This is a genomic window from Mesoterricola sediminis (assembly GCF_030295425.1).
In the GTDB taxonomy this organism is placed as follows: domain Bacteria; phylum Acidobacteriota; class Holophagae; order Holophagales; family Holophagaceae; genus Mesoterricola; species Mesoterricola sediminis.
Map to the genome: position 1 here is coordinate 1,320,412 of NZ_AP027081.1, position 20,763 is coordinate 1,341,174.

The window sequence follows — 20,763 nt, forward strand, 5'->3', positions numbered from 1 at the left end:
CTCCTTCAGCGGGGGATTTGCCTCCTTGGAGGCAGCCGAACGAGGGAAGGTTGAGTCCGTTCCCCCAGCCCCCCGAGGGTCAGACGTTCACCTCGTCGGCCACCGCCTTGAAGGTGGCGATCTGATCGAAGTTCATGTACCGGTAGATGTCCCCGGCCTTGGCGTTCACGGCGGCCACCTGGGCCTGGTACTCCTCCGGGCTGGGGATGCGGCCCAGGAGGGCGCAGACCGCGCTCAGTTCCGCGGAGCCCAGGTAGACCCGCGTGTCGATGCCCAGGCGGTTGGGGAAGTTGCGGGTGGAGGTCGAGATGGCCGTGGAGCCCTTGCGCACCTGCGCCTGGTTGCCCATGCACAGGGAGCAGCCGGGGGTTTCCATGCGGGCGCCGGCGCGGCCCAGGATCCCGTAATAGCCCTCCTCCTTGAGGATCAGCTCGTCCATTCGGGTGGGCGGGGCCACCCAGAGGCGGGTGGGCAGGTCGGTCTGGGCGTCGAGGACGCGGCCGGCGGCGCGGAAGTGGCCGATGTTGGTCATGCAGGAACCGATGAAGACCTCGTCGATGCGGTCCCCGGCCACCGCCGACAGGGGCTTGATGTCGTCGGGGTCGTTGGGGCAGGCCAGCAGGGGCTCCTTGATGGCGGACATGTCGATCTCAAGGACGGCCGCGTACTCCGCGTCCGGATCGGGGGCCAGGAGCCGCGGTTCGGCCATCCAGGCCTCCATGGCCTGGATGCGCCGCTCGAGGGTGGACCGGTCGTCGTACCCGTTGGCGATCATCCACTTCATCAGGGTCACGTTGGACCGCATGTACTCGAGGATGGGCTCGGGGTCCAGGCGCACGGTGCAGCCCGCGGCGCTGCGCTCGGCGGAGGCGTCGGTGAGTTCGAAGGCCTGTTCCACCTTCAGCCTGGGCAGCCCCTCGATCTCGAGGATCCGGCCGCTGAAGACGTTCTTCTTGCCCTTCTTCTCCACCGTGAGGAGGCCCATCTGGAGGGCCTGGTAGGGGATCGCGTTGACCAGGTCGCGGAGGGTGATGCCGGGCTGCATCTCGCCGGTGAAGCGCACCAGGACGCTCTCGGGCATGTCCAGGGGCATCACGCCCGTGGCGGCGGCGAAGGCCACCAGGCCGGAACCGGCTGGGAAGGAGATGCCGATGGGGAACCGGGTGTGGCTGTCGCCGCCGGTGCCGACCGTGTCGGGCAGGAGGAAGCGGTTCATCCAGCTGTGGATGATGCCGTCGCCGGGCCGGAGGGACACGCCGCCCCGGTTGGTGATGAAGGGGGGCAGGGTGTGGTGGACCTTGATGTCCACCGGCTTGGGATAGGCCGCCGTGTGGCAGAAGCTCTGCATGACCATGTCGGCGGAGAACTTGAGGCAGGCCAGGTCCTTCAGCTCGTCGCGGGTCATGGGGCCCGTGGTGTCCTGGCTGCCCACCGTCGTCATGCGGGGCTCGCAGTAGGCGCCGGGGCGCACGCCCTGGCCCTCGGGGAGGCCGCAGGCGCGGCCCACCATCTTCTGGGCGAGGGTGAAGCCCTTGGCGGACGCGGGGGGCTCGGCGTTGGCGCGGAAGACGGTGGAGGGCGGCAGGCCCAGGGCCTTGCGGGCCTTGGAGGTGAGGGCGCGGCCGATGATGAGGGGGATGCGGCCGCCGGCGCGCACCTCGTCGAAGAGCACCTCGGACTTGACCTTGAAGGTGGCGATGACCTGGCCGTCCTTCAGGGCCTTGCCCTCGTAGGGCCGCAGCTCGACGACGTCGCCGGTCTCCATGGCCGAGACGTCCAGCTCCAGGGGCAGGGCGCCGCTGTCCTCCATGGTGTTGTAGAAGATGGGGGCGATCTTGCCGCCGAGGCAGACGCCGCCGAAGCGCTTGTTGGGGACGAAGGGCACGTCCTGGCCCGTCCACCACAGCACGGAGTTGGTGGCGGACTTGCGGCTGGAGCCCGTGCCCACCACGTCGCCCACATAGGCCACCGGGCGGCCCTGGTCCATGAGCGTGCGGAGGAGCTGGATGGGGCCCACCTTGCCGGGTTCGTCCGGGGAGATGCCCGGCCGCGGGTTCTTCAGCATGGCGAGGGCGTGGAGGGGGATGTCCGGGCGGCTCCAGGCGTCGGGGGCCGGGGAGAGGTCGTCGGTGTTGGTCTCGCCCGGGACCTTGAACACGGTCACGGACAGCTCGGCCGGAACTTCCGGCCGGGAGGTGAACCACTCGGCCTCGGCCCAGGAGGCCAGCACGGCCCGGGCATGGGCGTTGCCCGCGTCGGCCTTGGCCTTCACCCCGTCGAAGTCGTCGAAGATGAGCAGGGTGCCCTTGAGGCCTTCGGCGGCGAGGGCGCCGACCGTGGGATCCTCCAGGAGGGCGATGAGCGGCTTGATGTTGAACCCGCCCAGCATGGTGCCCAGAAGCTCGGTCGCCTTCTCGCGGGTCAGGAGCGGGCTCTGGAGCTCGCCCCAGGCCAGGCGGGCCAGGAAATCCGCCTTCACGGCCGCGGCGTCGTCCACGCCGGCGGGCACGCGGTTCGTGAGCAGGTCCACCAGGAAGGGGCCTTCGCCCGCGGGGGGCTGCAGCAGGAGCGCGGTCAGGGCCTGGGTCTGCTCGGGGGTCAGGGGCAGGGGAGGGATGCCGAGGGCGGCGCGTTCGGCGACGTGTTGGCGATAGGCGGCGAGCATGGGTCCTCCTGGATGTAAGATACCTCCCCTGGCCCGGGCGTGGGCGCAAAACCCTGCCCCTCCGCGCCTCCGCGGGGTCCCCCGTCCAATGAACCACGGTCCCCGGGGATTGCCGCGGGGACCGTGGGGGGCGGGACGGGATCCGGAGTCGCCTGGATCCTAGAAGGACCAGCGGGCCTGGAGGGCCCAGATATCAATGGCGTTCTTATAGGTTCCGCTGAGGTTGCCCTTGAAGTAGTCCGGACCGGCGGGGGTGCCACCGGACAGGTTGAGGGCGGCGTCCTTGGCGAACAGGTGGGAGTAGCCGAGGTCCAGGGCGAAGGTCTTGGTCAGCTGCTTGCTGACGCCCAGGGAGACCCAGGTGCGGTCGGCATCGGGGATGCGGGGGGTGCGGTAGGCGTCATCCACGGCGCCCTGGTCGAAGGCCACGCCGGCGCGGTAGGTCCAGCCGTCGCCCGGGTGGCAGGCGACGCCCAGGGAGACGAACGTGGTGTCGTGCCAGTTCTCGGTGGTGTAGCTGTCCGGCTGGGTGGCCGGGTTGGCGAACTTGATGCGCAGTTCCTGGAACTTGGACCACTGGGTGCGGTCCGCCTCCAGGCTGAGGGTGAAGGTGGGGGACACCTCCCAGTTGGCGCCGAAGGTGATGCAGGCGGGCAGTTCCACCTCGGCGGAGACGGGGCCGTTGGCGGTGCTGGCGGTGAAGGCGCCGTTGATGTAGGCGAGGGTGGCCGTGTGGGTGGGGTTCACCGCGGCCAGACCGGCCAGGCCGGCGCCGACGGTGGAGGGGATGGAGAAGGTGACGTCGCCCTTGACCTTGGGCTTGATGGCGCTCTGGAAGCCGAGGCCGAACCGGAGGGTCCTGGTCGGCTCGTACAGCACGCCGGCCTTGAACCCGTAGGCCCAGGCGTCGCCGCTGATGAAGGCGCTGCCATCGGCGGCGCCGGGGGTGACGATGGGCTGCCCGGTGAGCGGGTTGGTGTTGCTGAAGGTGGGGTCGTAGGGGGTGTAGGCGGGGTTCGCCTGGATCTGCCGGATCAGCGCGTAGGCGGTGTAGCCGAAGTCCAGGGCCTGGCTCAGCTCGGCCTTGGACCGGCGGGCCACGAAGGCGGCGCCCAGGCTCCACTGGTCGTTGACGCGGTAGGCCACGGTGGGCGTGATGTCCAGCGTCTCCAGGTGGGAGCGGAGGGCGTGGTAGCGGCCGATCCAGTTGGCGTCGTACTCGGTGGTGAGGCCGTAGGGGACGTTGATGGACAGGCCCACCTTCAGGTCCTTGGACACGGACCACATGGCGTAGAGGGTCGGGGTGACGGCGCTCTCCGCCGCGTTGGCGTGGGAGCTGCTCCCGGAGATGGCGCTGAGGGGCGAGGCGGCGGGGATCCCGGAGCGGGAGGCGGCGCCGCCGCTGAACTTGGCGGAGGGGAGGATGTTGCTGAAGCCGAGCTGCAGCTGGGTGCCCTCGAAGCGGGTGAGCACGGCGGGGTTGAAGAACATGCTCGTCAGGTCGGCTGAGCCCGCGGCGACGCCCGCGAAGGCCTGGCCCTGGGCGCCGGCGCCCTGTTCGCGCAGCTGGAAACCCGCAGCCTGGGCCCGCGGCGCGGCGGCCACGAGGAGGAGCGCGAGGGCAGAGGCGGAAAGAAGGGCACGGGAGGGATGGGTCATGCTGGAAACTCCTTGTGAAATCGCCCGATCGCGCCTTTTTGCCGATCGGGCGAACAGAAGCGTTCACCTTAGCAAGAGGCCTTCCGCGCGACCTATTGCTAAATCATCCAGAGTGGCAATTTAATTGACCCAAAGTCAGTAGCATGATGTTGGAGAACCCATGCGACGCGCCCACCGCCCCGACCAGAAGGAAGTCCGACGCAAGGCCATCCTCGCCGGCGCGGCGGGGCTGTTCAGCGACTGCCGCTACGCCGAGCTCCACATGGCGGACCTGGCGCGCCGGCTCGACCTCGCCAAGGGCACGCTCTACCTCTACTTCCCCTCGAAGGAAGCGCTGTTCCTCGCCGTGCTGAAGGACGAGATGGGCGCCTGGTTCGAGGGCGCCACGGCGCGCCTGGCGGCCCTGGAGGGCGGCGGCGCCGACGCCAGCGGCCCCCTCGCCGACGCGCTGGTGGACGAGATGATGGCGCACCCGCGGCTGCCCAACCTCCAGGCCCTGGTGCACGGCGTGCTCGAGCAGAATGTGCCCACGGCCGAGGCCCTCGCCTACGCGCGCTTCCTCCACGCCGGCGTGGCGCGCGTGGCGGAGCTCCTGGAAGGCCGGTTGCCTGGGCTGCGGCCCGGCCGCGGCGCCGAGTTCCTGATCCGCTTCTACGCCCTCGTCATCGGCACCCGGCTCATGTCCAGCCGGCCTCCCGCCGTGCGGGAGGCCTTGCGGTCACCTGAACTGAAGGCCTTCGATTTCGACTTCGAGGGGATCTTCCGCCCCGCCGTCCGGGAACTGCTGGCGGGCATGCTGGAGCCCGCCCTGGTCAGGCCTTGAAGATGGAGGCCAGGTCGCCGTCGGAAGCGACGATGCGGCCGGCCTTGATCACCGTCTCGAAGCCGCCCCGCACCCAGTTCCGGACGCGGTAGAGGGCGGCGAAGGGGAAGGTGGGGCTGGCGGAGCCCGTGCCGCCCACGATCTCGGCGCCGCGGCGGACGTTGTCGGACATCCAGGAGGGCAGCGTCAGGTGGTAGGGGTTGCGGGTCACTTCGCCCTTGTGGAAGGAGATCGCGGCGACCAGGTCGGCCACCTCCGACGGCGCGCTCTCGACCATCAGGTTGGGCGTCTCCATGGGGTGCCAGTACTCCCACTCCACGACCCGGCACGCGAAGGCGGGGCCGAGGGTCTTGAGGGCGTCCACGACGAGGTGGTGCGTGCCGGTGTGGGTGGCGTGGTGGTCCTGGTCGTGGGGGAAGATGATCACCGATGGCCGGTGGTACGAGATGATCTGCGCGATCGTCTCCACGGAGGCGGCCCAGCCGTCGGGGTTCGAGGACTTGGTCTTCAGGTTGATGCTGGCGAGGCCGTTGGGCCGCGTGGTGATCAGCTCGAAGCCCAGGAAGTGGCAGGCGCCGTACATTTCCTGGAGGCGCGCCTCCTGGCGATCGACCCGGCTTCCCTGGGTGACGGCCACCACGCAGACCCGGTAGTTCAACTCACGACGCAGCCGGAGGGCCAGGGCGCCGGCGATGCACTCGTCGTCCGGATGGGGGGCGAAGAAGAGCACCCGGGGGGCGTTGTCCATGAGGCGCGGGGCGGGCTCGGGCGGGAGATCGCCCAGGGGCATGGCCTTCGCTTCCTCCTGAAGCCTGACGAATTCTTCGATGAAGTGGGTGTAGGGGTGGCTCACGATGCAAGCTCCTGTGCCAGCGGGACAACCATGAATACCACGACGGCCGGAGGGGGGATCCGAATTTCCTGGAAGCCCCCTAGGGCCGGTAATCGGCCGACGCCCGCTCCAGGATGTCGTTGAGCAGGTTGGCCTGGCGCTGCAGCCGCTGGACGATCCGCAGCAGGTCGGGGGGCACGCCGGTCTCCTCCAGCAGCTGGGTGGCCAGCAGGATGCCGTTGATGGGGTTCCGCAGATCGTGGACGAGTCTGCGGAAGGCCTCCCGCCGCAGGACCCGCCCGCGGGCCTCCGCCGCGCTCCGGTAGGCGGGGAAGGACACGCGGCGGACGCCGGTCTGGCGATAGCGGAAGGGGGACATGGGGGTTGGACCTGCGCCATTATTCCAAACCTGCGGCCGGACGGGGACAGAACCTGCCGTCTTTTTTGCGGGGCATTGCGCCGTCTCGCGTTCTCTGCCTGAATGGCAAGGGAGGGCCCATGCGACTGGCCGATTTGACCTTCCTGGTGATGGACACGGAGACCACCGGGCTCGATCCCCGGGCCGACAAGGTCGTCTCCATCGCCGGGGTGTGGACCCGGATGGGGGAGGGCGGCTTCCGCCGCGAGAGCTTCCTGGTGGACCCGGGCATCCCCATCCCCCCCGAGGCCTCCGCCATCCACCACATCGTGGACCGCCACGTGGCCGGCGCCCCGACCCTCGCCCAGGTCCTGCCCGTCTTCCAGGGGGACGATTTCCACGCCTACGTGGCCCACAACGCGGCCTTCGACTTCGGGTTCCTGCCGTCCCAGGGCAGGCCCGTCCTCTGCACCATGCGCCTGGCCCGCAAGGTCTGGCCCCGCCTGGCGCGGTATTCCAACCAGTACCTGCGCTACTTCCTCCGGCTGGAGGTGCCCGAGGCCGAAGGGCTCCCCGCCCACGAGGCCCTGGCCGACGCCCTCGTCACGAGCCGGCTGCTCCTGGCCGAACTGGCCTGGCTGGCGGAGAACCCCCAGCCCGGGGTGGAGACCCTGGCGGACCTCATCGCCTGGACCGAGGCTCCCAACCTCTTGGAGATCTGCAACTTCGGCTCCAAGCACCGCGGAACGCCCTGGGCCCAGGTGCCCCGGGACTACCTGGCCTGGATGAAGCGGGAGGTGCGGGACATGGATCCCGACACGCGCCACACCGTGGAGCACTACCTGCAGCGGGCCTGAATCCGGCCCGCCGAAGGGCCGGAATGCAGGCGGGGCAAGCGTGTTGTGCATTCCATCACGGTTTACCCGGGGCTGGCGGGGCGGATCCCGCGCGGTCCCCGGGAAGCCATGTGTCAAGTGATGCAAACAGGCATGTTGCCAGTCCATCGAAGGGCGATCGACTTTCGATCAAAGGTGGAGCGTTCGACTGTTTTTTCCAGGGTATTTGGTGCGGCAATGCCTAGAATGGAACCATCGCAGGGATTGCATAGATCGCGAAAGGGCCTCCAGCCGCTCGCCGGCCGGGCCCTGCCGACCCACAACCACTCGAGGGAGCCCGCGGATGGATACCAAGGCCAAGAAGGAGATGCTGGAGAAGCTGAGGAAGGAGGCCCTCCTCGGCGGGGGACAGGACCGCATCGACGCCCAGCACGCCAAGGGCAAGATGACGGCGCGCGAGCGCGTGGAGGCGTTCCTGGACAAGGGCACCTTCCGGGAGCTGGACGCCTTCGTCACGCACCGGACCCATGACTTCCAGATGGACCGCAAGACGTTCCTGGGCGACAGCGTCGTCACCGGGTGGGGCCAGGTCGACGGCCGCCCCGTCTACGTCTTCAGCCAGGACTTCACGGTCCTCGGCGGGAGCCTGGGCGAGGTCCACGCCGAGAAGATCTGCAAGGTCATGGACCTGGCTGTCAAGAACGGCGTGCCCGTGATCGGCCTCAACGATTCGGGCGGCGCCCGCATCCAGGAGGGCGTGGTCAGCCTCGGCGCCTACGCCGACATCTTCCTCCGCAACACGCTCGCCTCGGGCGTCGTGCCCCAGATCAGCGCCATCCTCGGCCCCTGCGCCGGCGGCGCCGTCTACAGCCCGGCCCTCACCGACTTCATCCTGATGGTCAAGAAGACCAGCCACATGTTCATCACCGGTCCCGACGTCGTGAAGACGGTCACCCACGAGGACGTGAGCATGGACGAGCTCGGCGGCGCGGGCATCCACGCCTCCAAGTCCGGCGTGGCCCACTTCGTCGCCGAGGACGAGAACGACGCCCTGGCGACCCTGCGCCAGCTGCTGTCCTACCTGCCCCTCAACAACATGGAGGATCCCCCGCGCGTCGACACCGGCGACGATCCGGCCCGCCGGGACGAGTCCCTCAACACCATCGTGCCCGACGATCCCCGCAAGGCCTACGACATGCACGAGATCATCTCGAAGGTCGTGGACAACGGCGAGTTCCTCGAGGTCCACCAGGCCTTCGCCGGCAACATGATCGTCGGCTTCGCCCGGCTCGACGGGCACGTGGTGGGCGTCGTCGCCAACCAGCCGCTCGTCCTCGCCGGCGTGCTCGACATCGACGCCTCGGTGAAGGGGGCCCGGTTCGTGCGCTTCTGCGACGCCTTCAACATCCCCATCGTCACCTTCGAGGACGTGCCCGGGTTCATGCCGGGCGTGGACCAGGAGCACCGCGGGATCATCCTCCACGGCGCCAAGCTGCTCTACGCCTACTGCGAGGCCACCGTGCCCAAGCTGACCGTCATCACGCGGAAGGCCTACGGCGGCGCCTACGACGTGATGAGCTCCAAGCACATCCGCGGCGACTACAACGTCGCCTGGCCCACGGCCGAGATCGCCGTGATGGGCCCCGACGGCGCGGTGAACATCATCTTCCGCAAGGAGATCGCCGAAGCCGCTGATCCCGCCGCCAAGCGCGCCGAGCTGATCGAGCTCTACAAGGACAAGTTCGCCAACCCCTTCGTCGCCGCCAGCCGCGGCTACCTGGACGACGTGATCGACCCCGCCGACACCCGCGCCCGCCTCATCGAGGCCCTGAAGATCTGCTCCGCCAAGCGCGACCAGAATCCGCCCCGCAAGCACAGCACGATGCCTTTGTGAGGTCCTGACCATGGGAAACAAGACGAGCATCAAGGAACTGGCGAAGCACCTCGAGGCCCCCTACTCCCACCTGGAGCTGGGCCAGGTCAACGATCACGCAGCCTACGTGATGAACTTCAAGGACGTCTACCCCTTCCACCGGCACATCATGGACGAGCTCTACCTGGTGCTGCAGGGCGAGATCACCATCCGCTTCAAGAACGCGCCCGCGATCCGCCTGAAGAAGGGGGAGAGCACCGTGGTACGGGCCTACACGACCCACTCCTCGGAATCCGCTGAAGGCGCCCTGGTGCTGATGATCAAGCCCAAGGAGATGTTCCCCCACCCCTCGGAAGTGGAGTAGCCCCATGGCGGCCAAACCATTGATGATCTGCGAAACCCTGCTGCGGGACGCCCACCAGAGCCTGCTGGCCACCCGCATGCGCACGGAGGACATGCTTCCGTTCTGCCACGACCTCGACGATATGGGCTTCTGGAGCCTCGAGGTGTGGGGCGGCGCCACCTTCGACACCGCCATCCGTTTCCTGGGCGAGAATCCCTGGGAGCGCCTGCGGGCCCTCCGCAAGGCCATGCCGAAGACCCGCCTCCAGATGCTGCTCCGCGGCCAGAACGTGGTCGGCTACAAGCACTACCCCGACGACATCGTCGAGAAGTTCATCGTGCTGGCCCGCAGGAACGGCATCGACGTCTTCCGCATCTTCGACGCCCTGAACGACCTCCGGAACATGGAATTCGCCATGAAGATCGCCAAGCGCGAAGGCGGCCACGTCCAGGGGACGATCAGCTACACCATCAGCCCGGTCCACACGGACAAGGCCTTCGTCCAGATGGGCCGCGACCTCAAGGCCCTCGGCGCCGACTCCATCGCCATCAAGGACATGGCCGGCCTCATCACCCCCTACATCGCCTACGACCTCGTCAAGGCGCTCAAGGAGGAGGTGGGCCTTCCGGTCCAGCTGCACACCCACTACACCTCGGGCTTCGGCACCTCGGCCCTCATCAAGGCCGCCGAGGCCGGCGTGGACGTCGTGGACACGGCCATCTCCGCCATGTCCATGTCCACCTCCCAGCCCCCCACCGAGACCCTGGTGGCCGCCCTCCGCGGCCAGGAGCGGGACACGGGCCTGGACCTCGCCCGGCTCGCCGACATCGCCCGCCGGATGGAGAAGGTGCGCAAGAAGTACGCGAGCTTCGAGGCCGGCGTCGCCGCCGTCGACGTGAACGTGCTCCAGTTCCAGGTCCCGGGCGGCATGCTCAGCAACCTGGTCAGCCAGCTCCGGCAGCAGGGCGCCATGGACAAGTACTACGACGTGCTGGACGAGATCCCGCGCGTGCGCAAGGACATGGGCTACCCGCCCCTGGTCACCCCCTCGAGCCAGATCGTCGGCACCCAGGCCACCCTGAACGTGGTCCTCGGCGAGCGCTACAAGGTGATCCCCGAGGAGGTGAAGCAGTACTTCCGGGGCTTCTACGGCAAGCCCCCGGCGCCCATGGATCCCGCCATCCAGAAGCTGGCCATCGGGACCGAGAAGCCCATCACCTGCCGGCCCGGCGACCTGCTTGAGCCCGGCTGGGAAGCCGCCCGCAAGGAGATCGGCGACCTCGCCCAGAGCGAGGAGGATGTCATGAGCTACGCCCTCTTCCCGCAGATCGCCAAGCCGTTCCTGGCCCGGCGCAAGCAGGGCCTGGGGGGCAAGGAGGAGACCGCCGCGGCCATCGCCGCCGCGCTCTTCGCGCAGTCCGACGCCAAGGCCGCCAAGCCGGAACCGTCGGCGGGCCCCTGCGGCGGGTCCATGTGGAAGATGGCCGGCAGGGCCGGCATCCAGAGGGGGTGGTGAGGCCATGGCGACCAAGTTCAAGCTCAAGCTGGAGGGCCAGGCCTACGACGTCGAGCGCCGGGACGGGCTCATCATCGTCAACGGCGTCGAGTTCACCCTCGCCGAGAAGGACGGCCAGTTCCTCGTGGCCGGCACCCCCCACGCCGTGAAACTGGGCGCCGCCACCGCCGAGGTGGACGGCATCACCTACGCCATCGAGGCCGAAGGCCTCGAGGAGCCCGCCGCCGGGCGGGGCCGCCGCGCCGTGAGCACCAAGGCCGCGGACGAGGCCGGGGCCCTCACCGCCATCATGCCGGGCCTCATCATCAAGGTCCTCAAGAAGGAGGGCGACAAGGTCGAGGCCGGCGAGACCGTCCTCATCCTCGAGGCCATGAAGATGCAGAACGAGGTCCAGGCCAAGGCCGCCGGGACCATCCGCCAGATGAACGTCAAGCAGGGCGAGAACGTGGAGATGCGCCAGGTCCTCTGCGTCATCGAATAGCCCGGCCGCGGCCGGAAAGAAGACGGATCGACGCCCGCCGGCGCGGGCATCGATCCGTCTTCGTTCGGGCGGCGCGGCCAAATCCATCGTAAGATGATGCTGAATCCCATCCCATGAGGTAACCATGCGCACCCCCCTGCTCCTGGCGACGGCCCTCTGCCTGCCCGCGGTCTGCCAGACGCCGGCCCCCGCCGACAACCCCTTCTTCCAGGCCTGGGACACGCCCTTCGGCGTCCCGCCCTTCGCGCAGATCAAGGAGGCCCACTTCCTGCCGGCCTTCAAGGAGGGCATGGCCCGCCACAAGGCCGAGATCGCCGCCATCGCCGGGTCCAAGGACGCGCCCACCTTCGCGAACACCATCGAGGCGCTGGAACTGTCCGGCCAGCTCCTGGAGCGGGTCGGCATCGTGTTCGGGGCCCTGTCCGGCGCCGAGACCAACCCGAAGCTCCAGGCCATCAACCGCGAGCTGGCCCCGCTGCGCTCGGCCCACTACGACGACATCAACCTGGACCCCCGCCTCTGGGCCCGGGTGAAGGCGGTGTGGGAGAACCGCGCCAAGGAGAACCTCACCGGCGAGCAGCTGCGCCTCCTGGAGGACCGCCGCAAGGGCTTCCTCCGCGCGGGGGCGGACCTCTCGCCGGAGAAGCAGGCCCGCATGCGCGCCATCAACGGGGAGCTCTCCCGCGCGGGCGTGGCCTACGGCGACCGCCTCCTGAAGGCCACCAAGGACTTCGTCCTCGTCGTGACCGACCCCAAGGACCTCTCCGGCCTGCCTGAGGGGGCCAAGGCCGCCGCGGCCGCCGCGGCGAAGAAGGCCGGCAAGGAAGGCGCCTGGGTGTTCACCCTGGACGCCCCCAGCATCTGGCCCTTCCTCCAGTACGCCGACAACCGCGACCTCCGCCGCCAGCTCCTGCAGGGCTACCTGGACCGCTGCCAGGCCGGGGAGAACGACACCCGCGCCCTGGCCAACCAGATCGCGAACCTGCGCGTCGAGAAGGCCAGGCTCCTGGGGTATCCCACCTGGGCCCACTACATCCTCGAAGAGAACATGGCCAGGACGCCCGAAGGCGCCTACGGCCTCCTGAAGCCCGTGTGGAAGGCCGCCCTGGCCAAGGCCAAGGTGGAGCGGGCCGAACTCCGCAAGGCCATGGCCAAGGACCTGCCCGGGGCGAAGCTGGAGGCCTGGGACTGGCGCTACTACCAGGAGAAGGTCCGCAAGGCCAGGTTCGACCTGGACGAGACGGCCCTCAAGCCCTACTTCAGCCTGGACCAGGTGCGCTCCGGCGCCTTCGGCCTGGCGACGCGCCTCTACGGGGTCACCTTCACCGAGGTGAAGGACATCCCGGTCTACCATCCGGAAGTGCGGGTCTTCGAGGTGAAGGAGGCGGATGGACGCCACCTGGGCCTCCTCTACACCGACTACCACCCCCGCCCCGGCAAGCGCGGCGGGGCCTGGTGCGGGAGCCTGCGCCCCGGCCGCGAGCGCCACAGGATCACCCCGGTGGCCACCAACGTCTGCAACTTCACCCGCCCCGCGGGCGACGCGCCGGCGCTGCTGACCCCCGACGAGGTGCGCACCCTCTTCCACGAGTTCGGCCACGCCCTGCACGGCCTCTTCTACAACGGCCAGTACCGCGGCCTGGGCAGCACCTCCCGCGACTTCGTGGAGCTGCCGAGCCAGATCATGGAGAACTGGGCCATGGAGCCGGAGGTCCTCAAGACCTACGCGCGCCACTGGAAGACCGGCGAGCCCATCCCCGCCGCCCTGGGCGACAAGGTGAAGAAGTCCCGCACCTTCGGCGAGGGCTTCGCCACCACCGAATACATGGCCGCCGCCCTCCTCGACATGGACTGGCACACCCTGACCGAGGTGAAGGACCGGGACGTCAATGCCTTCGAGAAGGCGAGCCTGGCCAAGTGGGGCCTGCCGCCCGAGATCCCCGTCCGCTACCGCACCCCCTACTTCAACCACATCTGGGGCGGCGGGAACGGCTACAGCGCCGGGTACTACGCCTACATCTGGAGCGCCGTGCTGGACAGCGACGCCTTCCTGGCGTTCAAGGAGAAGGGCGACCTGTACGACCCCGCCACCGCCCGGGCCTTCCGCACCCGGGTCCTGGAGATGGGCTCGACGAAGGACCCCGCCCAGCTCTACCGGGACTTCCGGGGCCGGGATCCCAAGGTGGACGCGCTGCTCATCAAGCGCGGCCTGAAGCCGGCCCCAGCGAAGGCGGCCCGCTGACCTGACGGGAGGCTGGAGGGCCGGGCCCTCCCGCCCTCCCTGGCCCTTGAACGGGGGCCCCGGTCGGGGTTAGCTGCGGGACGAGGTCCCCATGCGCCCCCGCCTCCATGCCGTTCCTTCGCTCCAGCGCCTCGCCTCCCTCCTGGGGGAGGCGGGGCGCGCCTGGCTCCGGCACCGGGCCCAGAGCCGGGGCGCGGCCCTGGCCTACTACGCCCTCTTCTCGCTGTCGCCCCTCCTGGTGCTGCTCCTGGCCGCCGCGGGCCGGGTGCTGGGGCCCCACGCCGCGCGGGGCGAGGTCTTCGCGCGGCTGGAGGGGCTCCTGGGGCCCGCGGGGGCCCGCGCGGCGGAGTCGGTGGTCCTGGACGCGAACCTGCCGGGGGCCGGGGCGGTGGCGGCCCCCGTGGCCCTGGCGCTCCTGCTCCTGGGCGCGACGACGGTCTTCGCCGAGCTGAAGGACTGCCTGGACGAGGTCTGGGACTGCGGCCCCCGGGCGCCCCGGGGCCTCCTGGGGGCGCTGCGGGGCCGTTTCCTGGCCCTGGCGGCGGTGGGGGCGCTGGGGCTGCTCCTGGCGGCCTCCGTGGCCCTCTCGGCGGGCCTGGCGCTCCTGGGCCCCGCGGCGCCCCGGGCGGCCCCGTTCCTGGCGCGGGGGCTGAGCCTGGCCCTGCTCGGGACCCTCGTCGCCGTCCTCTACCGCCTCCTGCCCGCGTGCGGACCGGCCTGGGGGGACGCCGCGAAGGGAGCCTGCCTCACCCTGGCGCTGGCCGCGGCCGCGGCGAGGCTCCTGGAGGCCTACCTGGCCCGCGGGGCCCTGCAGTCCACCTTCGGGGCCGCGGGGTCGCTGGCGGCCTTCCTGCTGTGGGTCTACGGCATGGCCCAGGTCTTCCTGCTGGGGGCGGAGTTCGCGCGCGCCCTGGGGGCGGGGCGGAGGTGACCCCGGCCCGGGCCCGGATCGGGCAGAATGGACAGGAACCCTTTCGGATCCCACCCATGCAGAAGCTTCCCGTCATCGCCCTGGACGGCCCCTCCGGGGTCGGCAAGTCCACCACCGCCAAGGCCGTCGCCAAGGCCCTCGGCTGGCAGTACCTGGACACGGGGGCCATGTACCGGGCCACCGCCCTGGCCCTGCGCCGCGCCGGGGCCTCCCTGGAGGACCGGGAGGCGGTGGAGCGGGTGCTGGGCGCCCTGCGCATCTCCCAGCGCGGCACCCGGGAGTTCCTCGGGGACGAGGACGTGAGCGACGCCATCCGCACCCCCGACGTGAGCCGCATGGTGACCCCCGTCTCCGCCGACGCCCGCGTGCGGGAGGTCCTGGTGGAGCAGCAGCGGGCCCTGGCCCGGGAGGGCGGCTGGGTCGTGGACGGCCGGGACATCGGCACCGTGGTCTTCCCCGACGCCTGCTGCAAGGTCTTCCTCACCGCCAGCGTCGAGGTCCGCGCGCGGCGCCGCACCCTGGAGCTGGAGGCCAAGGGCACCCCCCAGCCCTTCGCCGAGGTGGCCTCCGACATCGAGCGCCGGGACCACGCCGACTCCACCCGCGCCGTCGCCCCCCTTCGCCGGGCCGAGGACGCCGTGGAACTGGACAGCGGCGACCTGGACCTGGACCAGGTGGTGGCCTGGATCGTGGACCTGCACCGGGGCCGCGGGCACGGCGGGAACCCGGTCCACTAGGGTGTGTACGTAATCTAGGATAGTAATGGCTAATACCCATCCGTGCCGGAGCATGGAGGAGCTGGAATAGTGAGTCTGTGCTGCAGTGCCTGATGGCGCCGCGCATTCGCAGCATCCTATTGGAACGCGGAGGCGCGGAGGATCTCGCTGAGGCTCGCGGAGAAAGGATCAAGCCCACAAGCCCCCTCCACTCGATATCCAGGAAAACCTCCCGCTTCACCTTATGGCCGGCCAGTCTCAGGGAGTGCGCCAGACAGACCTTGTAGGGATCTTCCAGGAGTCCGTGCCCCAGAGCCTTCTGGATCTCGATGGCCTCCCCGATGATGGCCTGGGTGATCTCCTTGTGCGGATGATCCTCCCCGTCGACCTCTCCCCAATGCCTTCCCATCACGCCTCCCGTTGGGACGTGTCATTGGGAGGTGGCAGGTTCCAGGAGCGCTTTCCTCCGCGACCCTCTGCGAGATCCTCCGCGCCTCCGCGTTTCATAGGATCAATGAGGATCCGGAACGCTTGTCACCCTCCGCTCATAGCCTCAGCCAGATCACGATGCAGGCCAAAGCCACCTGGGCTGAGAAACTTCGCGCCGTTTTGTCGAACCTGGCGGCCAGCGCCCTGAACTGTTTGAGCTTGGCGAACCCATGCTCGATGGCATGGCGGGCCTTGTATAGGTGTGAGTCCCAGGCCGCCGGATTCTTGCGCCGGGGATGAGGTGGGATGACGGCTGTCGCACCCATGGCCTCGATCGCCTTCCTTACCGGGTTCCCATCGTAGGCCCGATCTCCGAACACGTACTCTGCCTGCCAACCGCACAGCAATCCTTCAGCAGACCGGCTTTCATGGGCTTGCCCCGGAGTGACCAGGAAATCCAAAGGATTACCGTGGGCATCGCAGATCAAATGGATCTTGGTCGAGCATCCACCCCGAGATCGTCCGAGCGCCTGGTTCCAGAGCCCCCCCTTTTGCCTGCTGAAGGTTGATGAGCGCGAAGGATGGTGCCATCCGGCATGACCCACTCCAGGTCGGCTTCCTTGCGCAGGAACTCCAGGATCCTTTGCCACACGCCGCGCTTGGTCCAGGCCTCAAATTGCGTGTACACGCTTGTCCAAGGTCCAAATTCCTCCGGCAGGTCCCTCCACGGGGCAAGGTCCCTCCACGGTGCCCCAGTCCTGTGCCTCCACAGGATCGCCTCCACCATGGGACGGTTGGGGTGACGGGATCGCCCCATCCCTCCACGCTCTGGCGGAAGGAGCGGTTCAAACTTTGCCCACATGGCATCGGTCAGGAAACGTCTCGGCATCGTTACCCCAGGAAAATTCGTGGTGTACGAGCCTTTACGTATGAGTACAAATTAACTATTTATCTAATCTATAGATTCCGAACACAGCCTAAGCGTCCGTCTCCCGGACGCTTTCTTGGCAACCCTCCTAGACCCTGAATTCGTCCGCGCGCCAGGTCTGGATGCGCTTCTTGATGGCCTCGGCCCCCAGCTGTTCGGCGACGGCCTCCCGGACCCGGTCGGCCAGCTCGCCGTCGGAGGCGAAGCGCAGGGCCACGAACTGGGCGGGGGTCAGGCGGGCGATGTCCGGCTGCTGTTCCGCCGGCAGCAGGGCCTTCATGCGCAGGGTCTCCTCGAGGCGGATCAGGCGGTCCTGGACCCGCAGGGGGTTGCCGCGCACCTTCCAGAAGAGGATGAAGAGGAAGGCCACGAGGACCAGCTCGGTCCAGGAGCCGGGGCGCTGCTGGAGGACGTGGCGGACGACGGACGCGGCGAGGAGGAGCCAGAGGACCGTGGCCCCATAGTGGTACAGGGGGTCCATGCGGCGGTGGGTTTCGTAGGTTTGGCTCATGGGAGCTCCTAGCGCGGCGGCCGGAAGGCCTGGATGACGGCGGGGTCGGTGTCCAGGAAGGGGCCGCCGGCCAGTTCGATGCAGTAGGGGATGGCGGGGAAGACGGCGTCCAGGCACTCCCGGATGGCGCGCGGGCGGCCCGGGAGGTTCACGATGAGGCTGGCGCCCCGGAGGCCGGCGATCTGGCGGGAGAGGATGGCGGTGGGCACGTACTGGAGGGAGACGGCCCGCATGCGCTCCCCGAAGCCGTCCAGGATCCGGGGACACACGGCCCGGGTCGCCTCGGGCGTCACGTCGCGGGGGGAGGGTCCGGTGCCGCCGGTGGTGAGCACGAGGCAGCAGTGCGCCTCGTCCACGAGGGCCCGGAGGGTGGCCTCGATGATCGGTTGTTCGTCCGGGATCAGGCGGACCACGGGCTCCCAGGGCGTGCTGAGGTAGGCCTGGAGGGTGTCCCGGATGGCGGGACCGGAGAGGTCCTCGTAGACGCCGGTGCTGGCCCGGTCGGAGATGGTGACGATGCCGATTCGTGCGTTCATGGGGTCATCCTACCCCCTTTCGGCCCGCCGGGACCGGCCCAAACGCACCGCGCCCCCGCGTTCCCGGAGGAAGGCGGGGGCGCGGGGGCCGGGAGCGATCAGTGGTCGTGGTCGCAGTCGGGCCCGTGGACGTGCTCGGCGGCCTTCACGGCGGCGGGATCGCCGCCCTCCTGGTGCTCCAGGTCGCCGCCCTCGACGCCGCCGGCGTCATAGCGGGCCTGGGGGATGCCGGCCTCGCGGCGGCGCTCCAGCTCCACCTGGGCCGCGAAGGCGGCCTTGTCCAGGAGCTCCTCCTGGATGGTGGCGGTCTTCAGGATCAGCTCGAAGATCTTGTCGGTGCGGACCCGGCCCTTGATCTCGGTGGTCGCGCCGCGCTGCTCCAGGTTGGCCCGGAAGGCCTCGAAGGGCTGCTGGATCTTGTGCTCGTCCATGATGGCGCGGACTTCGGCGTCGATCTCCTCGTCGCTCACCTGGATGTCCTCGGCGTTGCCGATGGCCTGAAGCAGGTAGCCGCTGCGGACGGCCCGCTCGGCATCCAGCTTGCGGCTGTTCCGGTAGGCGCCCCAGTTGATGTTCTTGGGATCGACGCCCTGACGGGCGGCCATCTCGGCGAATTCCTGGCAGTAGTCATCCAGCTGCAGGCTGACCATGGAGGCGGGCACTTCGAAGGGGGCGGCTTCCAGCAGGGCGTCCAGGACGGCGGACTGCAGGCGGGTGAGGGCGTCGCGCTCGGAGGCCTCTTCCAGGTCCTTGCGGACGAAGGCCTTCAGGTCCTCGAGGCTCTCGTGCTCGCCCAGGTCCTTGGCGAACTCGTCGCCCAGCTCGGGGATGTCGCGGCGGCGCAGGTCCTTGAGGGTGGCCTCGTAGGCCACGGCCTTGCCGGCCATGGCGCGGTTGGGGTCCTCGGCGGGGATGGTGATGGAGAACTTCCGGGTCTCCTCGACCTTCATGCCCACGATCTCCTGGTCGAAGGGGCGGCCTTCGGCGAGCTGGATCACCTGGTCGGTGTAGGTCATGGCCTTCATGCCCTGGGGCTTGACCTTGATGTCGAGGGTGGCGAAGTGGCCGAGGCCGGCGGGGGCGTCGTCCACGGGGATGAACTTGGCGTTCTGCTGGCGCAGGCTCTCCAGGTGCTCGGCGACGGCCTCGTCATCGATGGCCCGCTTGCGCTTGGTGACGGTGAGGTTCTTGTAGTCGGGCAGGTCCACGGCGGGGGCCACGTCGAACATGGCGCGGAAGGAGCCGGGCTCGCCCTCCTTCAGGTCCACCTTCTCGAGGGCGGGGCGGGAGATGGGGAAGACGCCCTCGGAGGAAGCCGCCTGCATGAAGTGGCGGTTCACCAGGTTCTCCGCCACCTCGGAGAGGATCTCGCGCTCGTAGCGCTGCATCAGCACGTCCTTGGGGGCCTTGCCGGGACGGAAACCGGGGATCCGCACCTTGGGCGCGATCTTCGCGAGGACCTTGCCGTACTCCTCCGAGACCTCCGAGGCCGGGACGGTGACGTCGATGGACTTCCGCGTGGGGGAGTGGTGGGTGAGGCTGGACGGCATGGATGCTCCTGTACCGGTTTTGGGTTTCTGACTTGGTGCGAATGGCGGGACTCGAACCCGCACGGTGCGAACCGCTGGAACCTAAATCCAGTGCGTCTACCAGTTCCGCCACATTCGCTGGGTACTGCGAAAGATCTGTCGTGGTGCGCCCGGAGCGACTCGAACGCCCGACCCTCAGGTTCGAAGCCTGATGCTCTATCCAGCTGAGCTACGGGCGCACAACGAAACCGCTATTTTGCCATGATCGGCGCAGGATTTCACGGGTCAAAACGGCGGGAGGCCCCCCCCGGGCTGATCCGCCTGGAAGCACCAGGCGTCCTCCACGGCGAAGGTCCTGAGTTTCTCGAGGTCCCCGTCGGCGAGGCCAAGCTTGGCCGCTTGCTCCCATTCCCCGGGCAGGGTCGTGGGGATGACGCCCGGATCATCGGTCCCGAGGGCGCAGCGGACCCCCGCCGCCAGGAAGCGGGGCAGGGGGTGCGCGCCCAGGTCGGGGACGAGGGCGAAGTTGGAGGTGGGGCAGATGTCCAGGGGGATGCGCCGCTCGGCGAGGAGCTCCACGAGGGCGGGATCGCCCGCGGCCCGCACGCCGTGGACGATGCGGGTGGCCCCCGCGTCCAGGATCGCGTCCCGCACGTTGGAGCCCGGCCCGTTCTCGCCGGCGTGGGCGGCGAGGCGCAGCCCGGCCTTGCGCGCGCGCTCGAACACCGGCGCCCACGCCCGGAAGGGCACGCGCTCCAGGCCCCCCGTGGAGAACCCGGCCACCCACGGCGGCAGGCCGGGCAGGACGAGGTCGAGCACCTCGTGGCCGTGGTCCACGCCGAAGTGGTTCACCGCGTCGATGATGGCGACGATCTTCACGCCCTGGGCGCGGGCCTCGCGGATGCCGTCGTCCAGGCCCCGCCAGAGGGCGTCCAGGTCCAGGAACCTGGCCTGGCGGACGAGGAAGTGCGGGGAGACCCACAGGTCGACGCCGCGGTCCGCGCCGTTGGCCGGCGGCAGCCGTTTGACCGTGGCGCGCACGGCGTCCCGCACGGCCTCGGCGCTGGTGAGGAAGCCGCACGCGAAGAAGAAGGCGTCGATGAAGCCTTCGAAGGGCACGGCCTCGCCGCGCCAGAGGGCCTCCAGGCTCGCGGGAGGCGTTCGGCCGAGCTTCGCGGCCTCGGTCCGGACCCAGTCCGCATCCAGGCTGCCCTCCAGATGGGCGTGCCGGTCAACGGTCGGGCAGGACCCGGTCATTCGTCGTAGTCGTCCATCTGCAGGTCGCCGGGATCCACCCCTTCGGCCCGCGCGCCGGAGATGCCGAGGCTCTCCTCGAGGCCGTCTTCGGCGGCCACGTCGGCCTCGCCTTCGGCGATGAAGTCGTCATCGATCTGCAGGGCGGCCTTCTCCTTCTTGGCGGCCTTGGGCTTGGCGGGCGCCTCCTTCTGGTTGGCGCCGCACTTGGGGCAGACGGGCTCCGGTTTGCCGAAATCATAGAATTTGGCATTGCACCCGAAGCAGCTCCATTTCTTCCCAAGATTCGCCATGGCTTCCT

General features: G+C 69.2%; 19 protein-coding genes, 2 tRNA genes and 2 pseudogenes. 9 read left to right on the plus strand and 14 right to left on the minus strand.

Features of this window, described 5'->3' with window-relative positions; translation table 11 throughout:
* Window positions 1-79 precede the first annotated feature (79 nt).
* Entirely contained in the window at window positions 80-2,665 is a 2,586-nt protein-coding gene (gene acnB / locus R2J75_RS05585) for a bifunctional aconitate hydratase 2/2-methylisocitrate dehydratase (protein ID WP_316411235.1), read from the minus strand.
* 159 nt (window positions 2,666-2,824) lie between these two features.
* Window positions 2,825-4,324 carry an OmpP1/FadL family transporter gene (locus R2J75_RS05590; RefSeq protein ID WP_243347243.1) on the minus strand — a complete coding sequence of 500 codons (1,500 nt, stop codon included), beginning with the start codon at window positions 4,322-4,324 and terminating at the stop codon, window positions 2,825-2,827.
* Between the two features lie 160 nt (window positions 4,325-4,484).
* Between R2J75_RS05590 and R2J75_RS05595 the strand changes: the two genes are divergently transcribed.
* Entirely contained in the window at window positions 4,485-5,147 is a 663-nt protein-coding gene (locus R2J75_RS05595) for a TetR/AcrR family transcriptional regulator (RefSeq protein WP_243347245.1), read from the plus strand.
* On the opposite strand, the gene R2J75_RS05600 is transcribed toward R2J75_RS05595, so the two are convergent.
* Window positions 5,137-6,000, minus strand: a complete 864-nt coding sequence (locus R2J75_RS05600) for a PIG-L deacetylase family protein (protein ID WP_243334662.1) — start codon at window positions 5,998-6,000, stop codon at window positions 5,137-5,139. The genes R2J75_RS05595 and R2J75_RS05600 overlap by 11 nt on opposite strands.
* 79 nt (window positions 6,001-6,079) lie before the next feature.
* The gene (locus R2J75_RS05605) at window positions 6,080-6,358 is read right to left on the minus strand and encodes a histidine kinase dimerization/phospho-acceptor domain-containing protein (protein ID WP_243334663.1); all 279 of its coding nucleotides are present in this window, start codon (window positions 6,356-6,358) and stop codon (window positions 6,080-6,082) included.
* Window positions 6,359-6,477: 119 nt separating this feature from the next.
* Here R2J75_RS05605 and R2J75_RS05610 point away from each other — a divergent pair, with 119 nt between their 5' ends.
* The 8 genes from R2J75_RS05610 (at window position 6,478) to cmk (ending at window position 15,296) form a co-directional block, all read left to right on the plus strand.
* Window positions 6,478-7,194, plus strand: a complete 717-nt coding sequence (locus R2J75_RS05610) for an exonuclease domain-containing protein (RefSeq protein WP_243334665.1) — start codon at window positions 6,478-6,480, stop codon at window positions 7,192-7,194.
* 322 nt (window positions 7,195-7,516) lie between these two features.
* On the plus strand, window positions 7,517-9,067 hold the full coding sequence (locus R2J75_RS05615; protein WP_243334667.1) for an acyl-CoA carboxylase subunit beta: 1,551 nt from the start codon (window positions 7,517-7,519) through the stop codon (window positions 9,065-9,067).
* A gap of 10 nt (window positions 9,068-9,077) precedes the next feature.
* Window positions 9,078-9,410, plus strand: coding sequence for a cupin domain-containing protein (locus R2J75_RS05620; protein WP_243334669.1), 333 nt, complete (start codon window positions 9,078-9,080; stop codon window positions 9,408-9,410).
* Between the two features lie 22 nt (window positions 9,411-9,432).
* Window positions 9,433-10,905 (plus strand): pyruvate carboxylase subunit B, encoded by a 1,473-nt coding sequence (locus tag R2J75_RS05625; protein WP_316411236.1) that lies wholly within the window; start codon window positions 9,433-9,435, stop codon window positions 10,903-10,905.
* 4 nt (window positions 10,906-10,909) lie between these two features.
* The gene (locus tag R2J75_RS05630; RefSeq protein ID WP_243334674.1) at window positions 10,910-11,386 is read left to right on the plus strand and encodes a biotin/lipoyl-containing protein; all 477 of its coding nucleotides are present in this window, start codon (window positions 10,910-10,912) and stop codon (window positions 11,384-11,386) included.
* Window positions 11,387-11,510: 124 nt separating this feature from the next.
* Window positions 11,511-13,628: a M3 family metallopeptidase gene (locus R2J75_RS05635; protein WP_243334676.1), complete on the plus strand. Its 2,118-nt coding sequence runs from the start codon at window positions 11,511-11,513 to the stop codon at window positions 13,626-13,628.
* A gap of 91 nt (window positions 13,629-13,719) precedes the next feature.
* Window positions 13,720-14,559: a YhjD/YihY/BrkB family envelope integrity protein gene (locus R2J75_RS05640; protein WP_243334678.1), complete on the plus strand. Its 840-nt coding sequence runs from the start codon at window positions 13,720-13,722 to the stop codon at window positions 14,557-14,559.
* A 56-nt stretch (window positions 14,560-14,615) separates the two neighbouring features.
* The gene (cmk, locus tag R2J75_RS05645; RefSeq protein WP_243334680.1) at window positions 14,616-15,296 is read left to right on the plus strand and encodes a (d)CMP kinase; all 681 of its coding nucleotides are present in this window, start codon (window positions 14,616-14,618) and stop codon (window positions 15,294-15,296) included.
* Window positions 15,297-15,489: 193 nt separating this feature from the next.
* On the opposite strand, the pseudogene R2J75_RS19805 reads toward cmk, so the two are convergent.
* From R2J75_RS19805 to R2J75_RS05685, 10 genes and pseudogenes are all read right to left on the minus strand, one after another.
* Window positions 15,490-15,684 (minus strand): annotated as a pseudogene (locus R2J75_RS19805) (GxxExxY protein); the annotation flags it as partial.
* Window positions 15,685-15,820: 136 nt separating this feature from the next.
* Window positions 15,821-16,354: an IS5 family transposase gene (locus tag R2J75_RS05650; RefSeq protein WP_316411237.1), complete on the minus strand. Its 534-nt coding sequence runs from the start codon at window positions 16,352-16,354 to the stop codon at window positions 15,821-15,823.
* A pseudogene (locus R2J75_RS19810) lies at window positions 16,354-16,593 on the minus strand (transposase); the annotation flags it as partial. The gene R2J75_RS05650 and the pseudogene R2J75_RS19810, both read right to left, overlap by 1 nt.
* Window positions 16,594-16,720: 127 nt before the next feature.
* Window positions 16,721-17,143 (minus strand): DUF6526 family protein, encoded by a 423-nt coding sequence (locus R2J75_RS05655; protein WP_243334049.1) that lies wholly within the window; start codon window positions 17,141-17,143, stop codon window positions 16,721-16,723.
* Between the two features lie 8 nt (window positions 17,144-17,151).
* A complete protein-coding gene (gene mog, locus R2J75_RS05660; RefSeq protein ID WP_243334051.1) occupies window positions 17,152-17,679 on the minus strand; it encodes a molybdopterin adenylyltransferase in 528 nt (175 codons plus the stop codon).
* Window positions 17,680-17,777: 98 nt separating this feature from the next.
* Window positions 17,778-19,229: a trigger factor gene (tig, locus tag R2J75_RS05665; RefSeq protein ID WP_243334054.1), complete on the minus strand. Its 1,452-nt coding sequence runs from the start codon at window positions 19,227-19,229 to the stop codon at window positions 17,778-17,780.
* A 33-nt stretch (window positions 19,230-19,262) separates the two neighbouring features.
* A tRNA-Leu gene (locus R2J75_RS05670) sits at window positions 19,263-19,347 on the minus strand.
* Window positions 19,348-19,370: 23 nt separating this feature from the next.
* A tRNA-Arg gene (locus R2J75_RS05675) sits at window positions 19,371-19,447 on the minus strand.
* A gap of 46 nt (window positions 19,448-19,493) precedes the next feature.
* A complete protein-coding gene (locus R2J75_RS05680) occupies window positions 19,494-20,465 on the minus strand; it encodes an adenosine deaminase family protein (protein WP_243334056.1) in 972 nt (323 codons plus the stop codon).
* On the minus strand, window positions 20,462-20,755 hold the full coding sequence (locus R2J75_RS05685; protein WP_243334058.1) for an FYDLN acid domain-containing protein: 294 nt from the start codon (window positions 20,753-20,755) through the stop codon (window positions 20,462-20,464). The genes R2J75_RS05680 and R2J75_RS05685 overlap by 4 nt, the downstream gene beginning before the upstream one ends.
* Window positions 20,756-20,763: the final 8 nt, after the last annotated feature.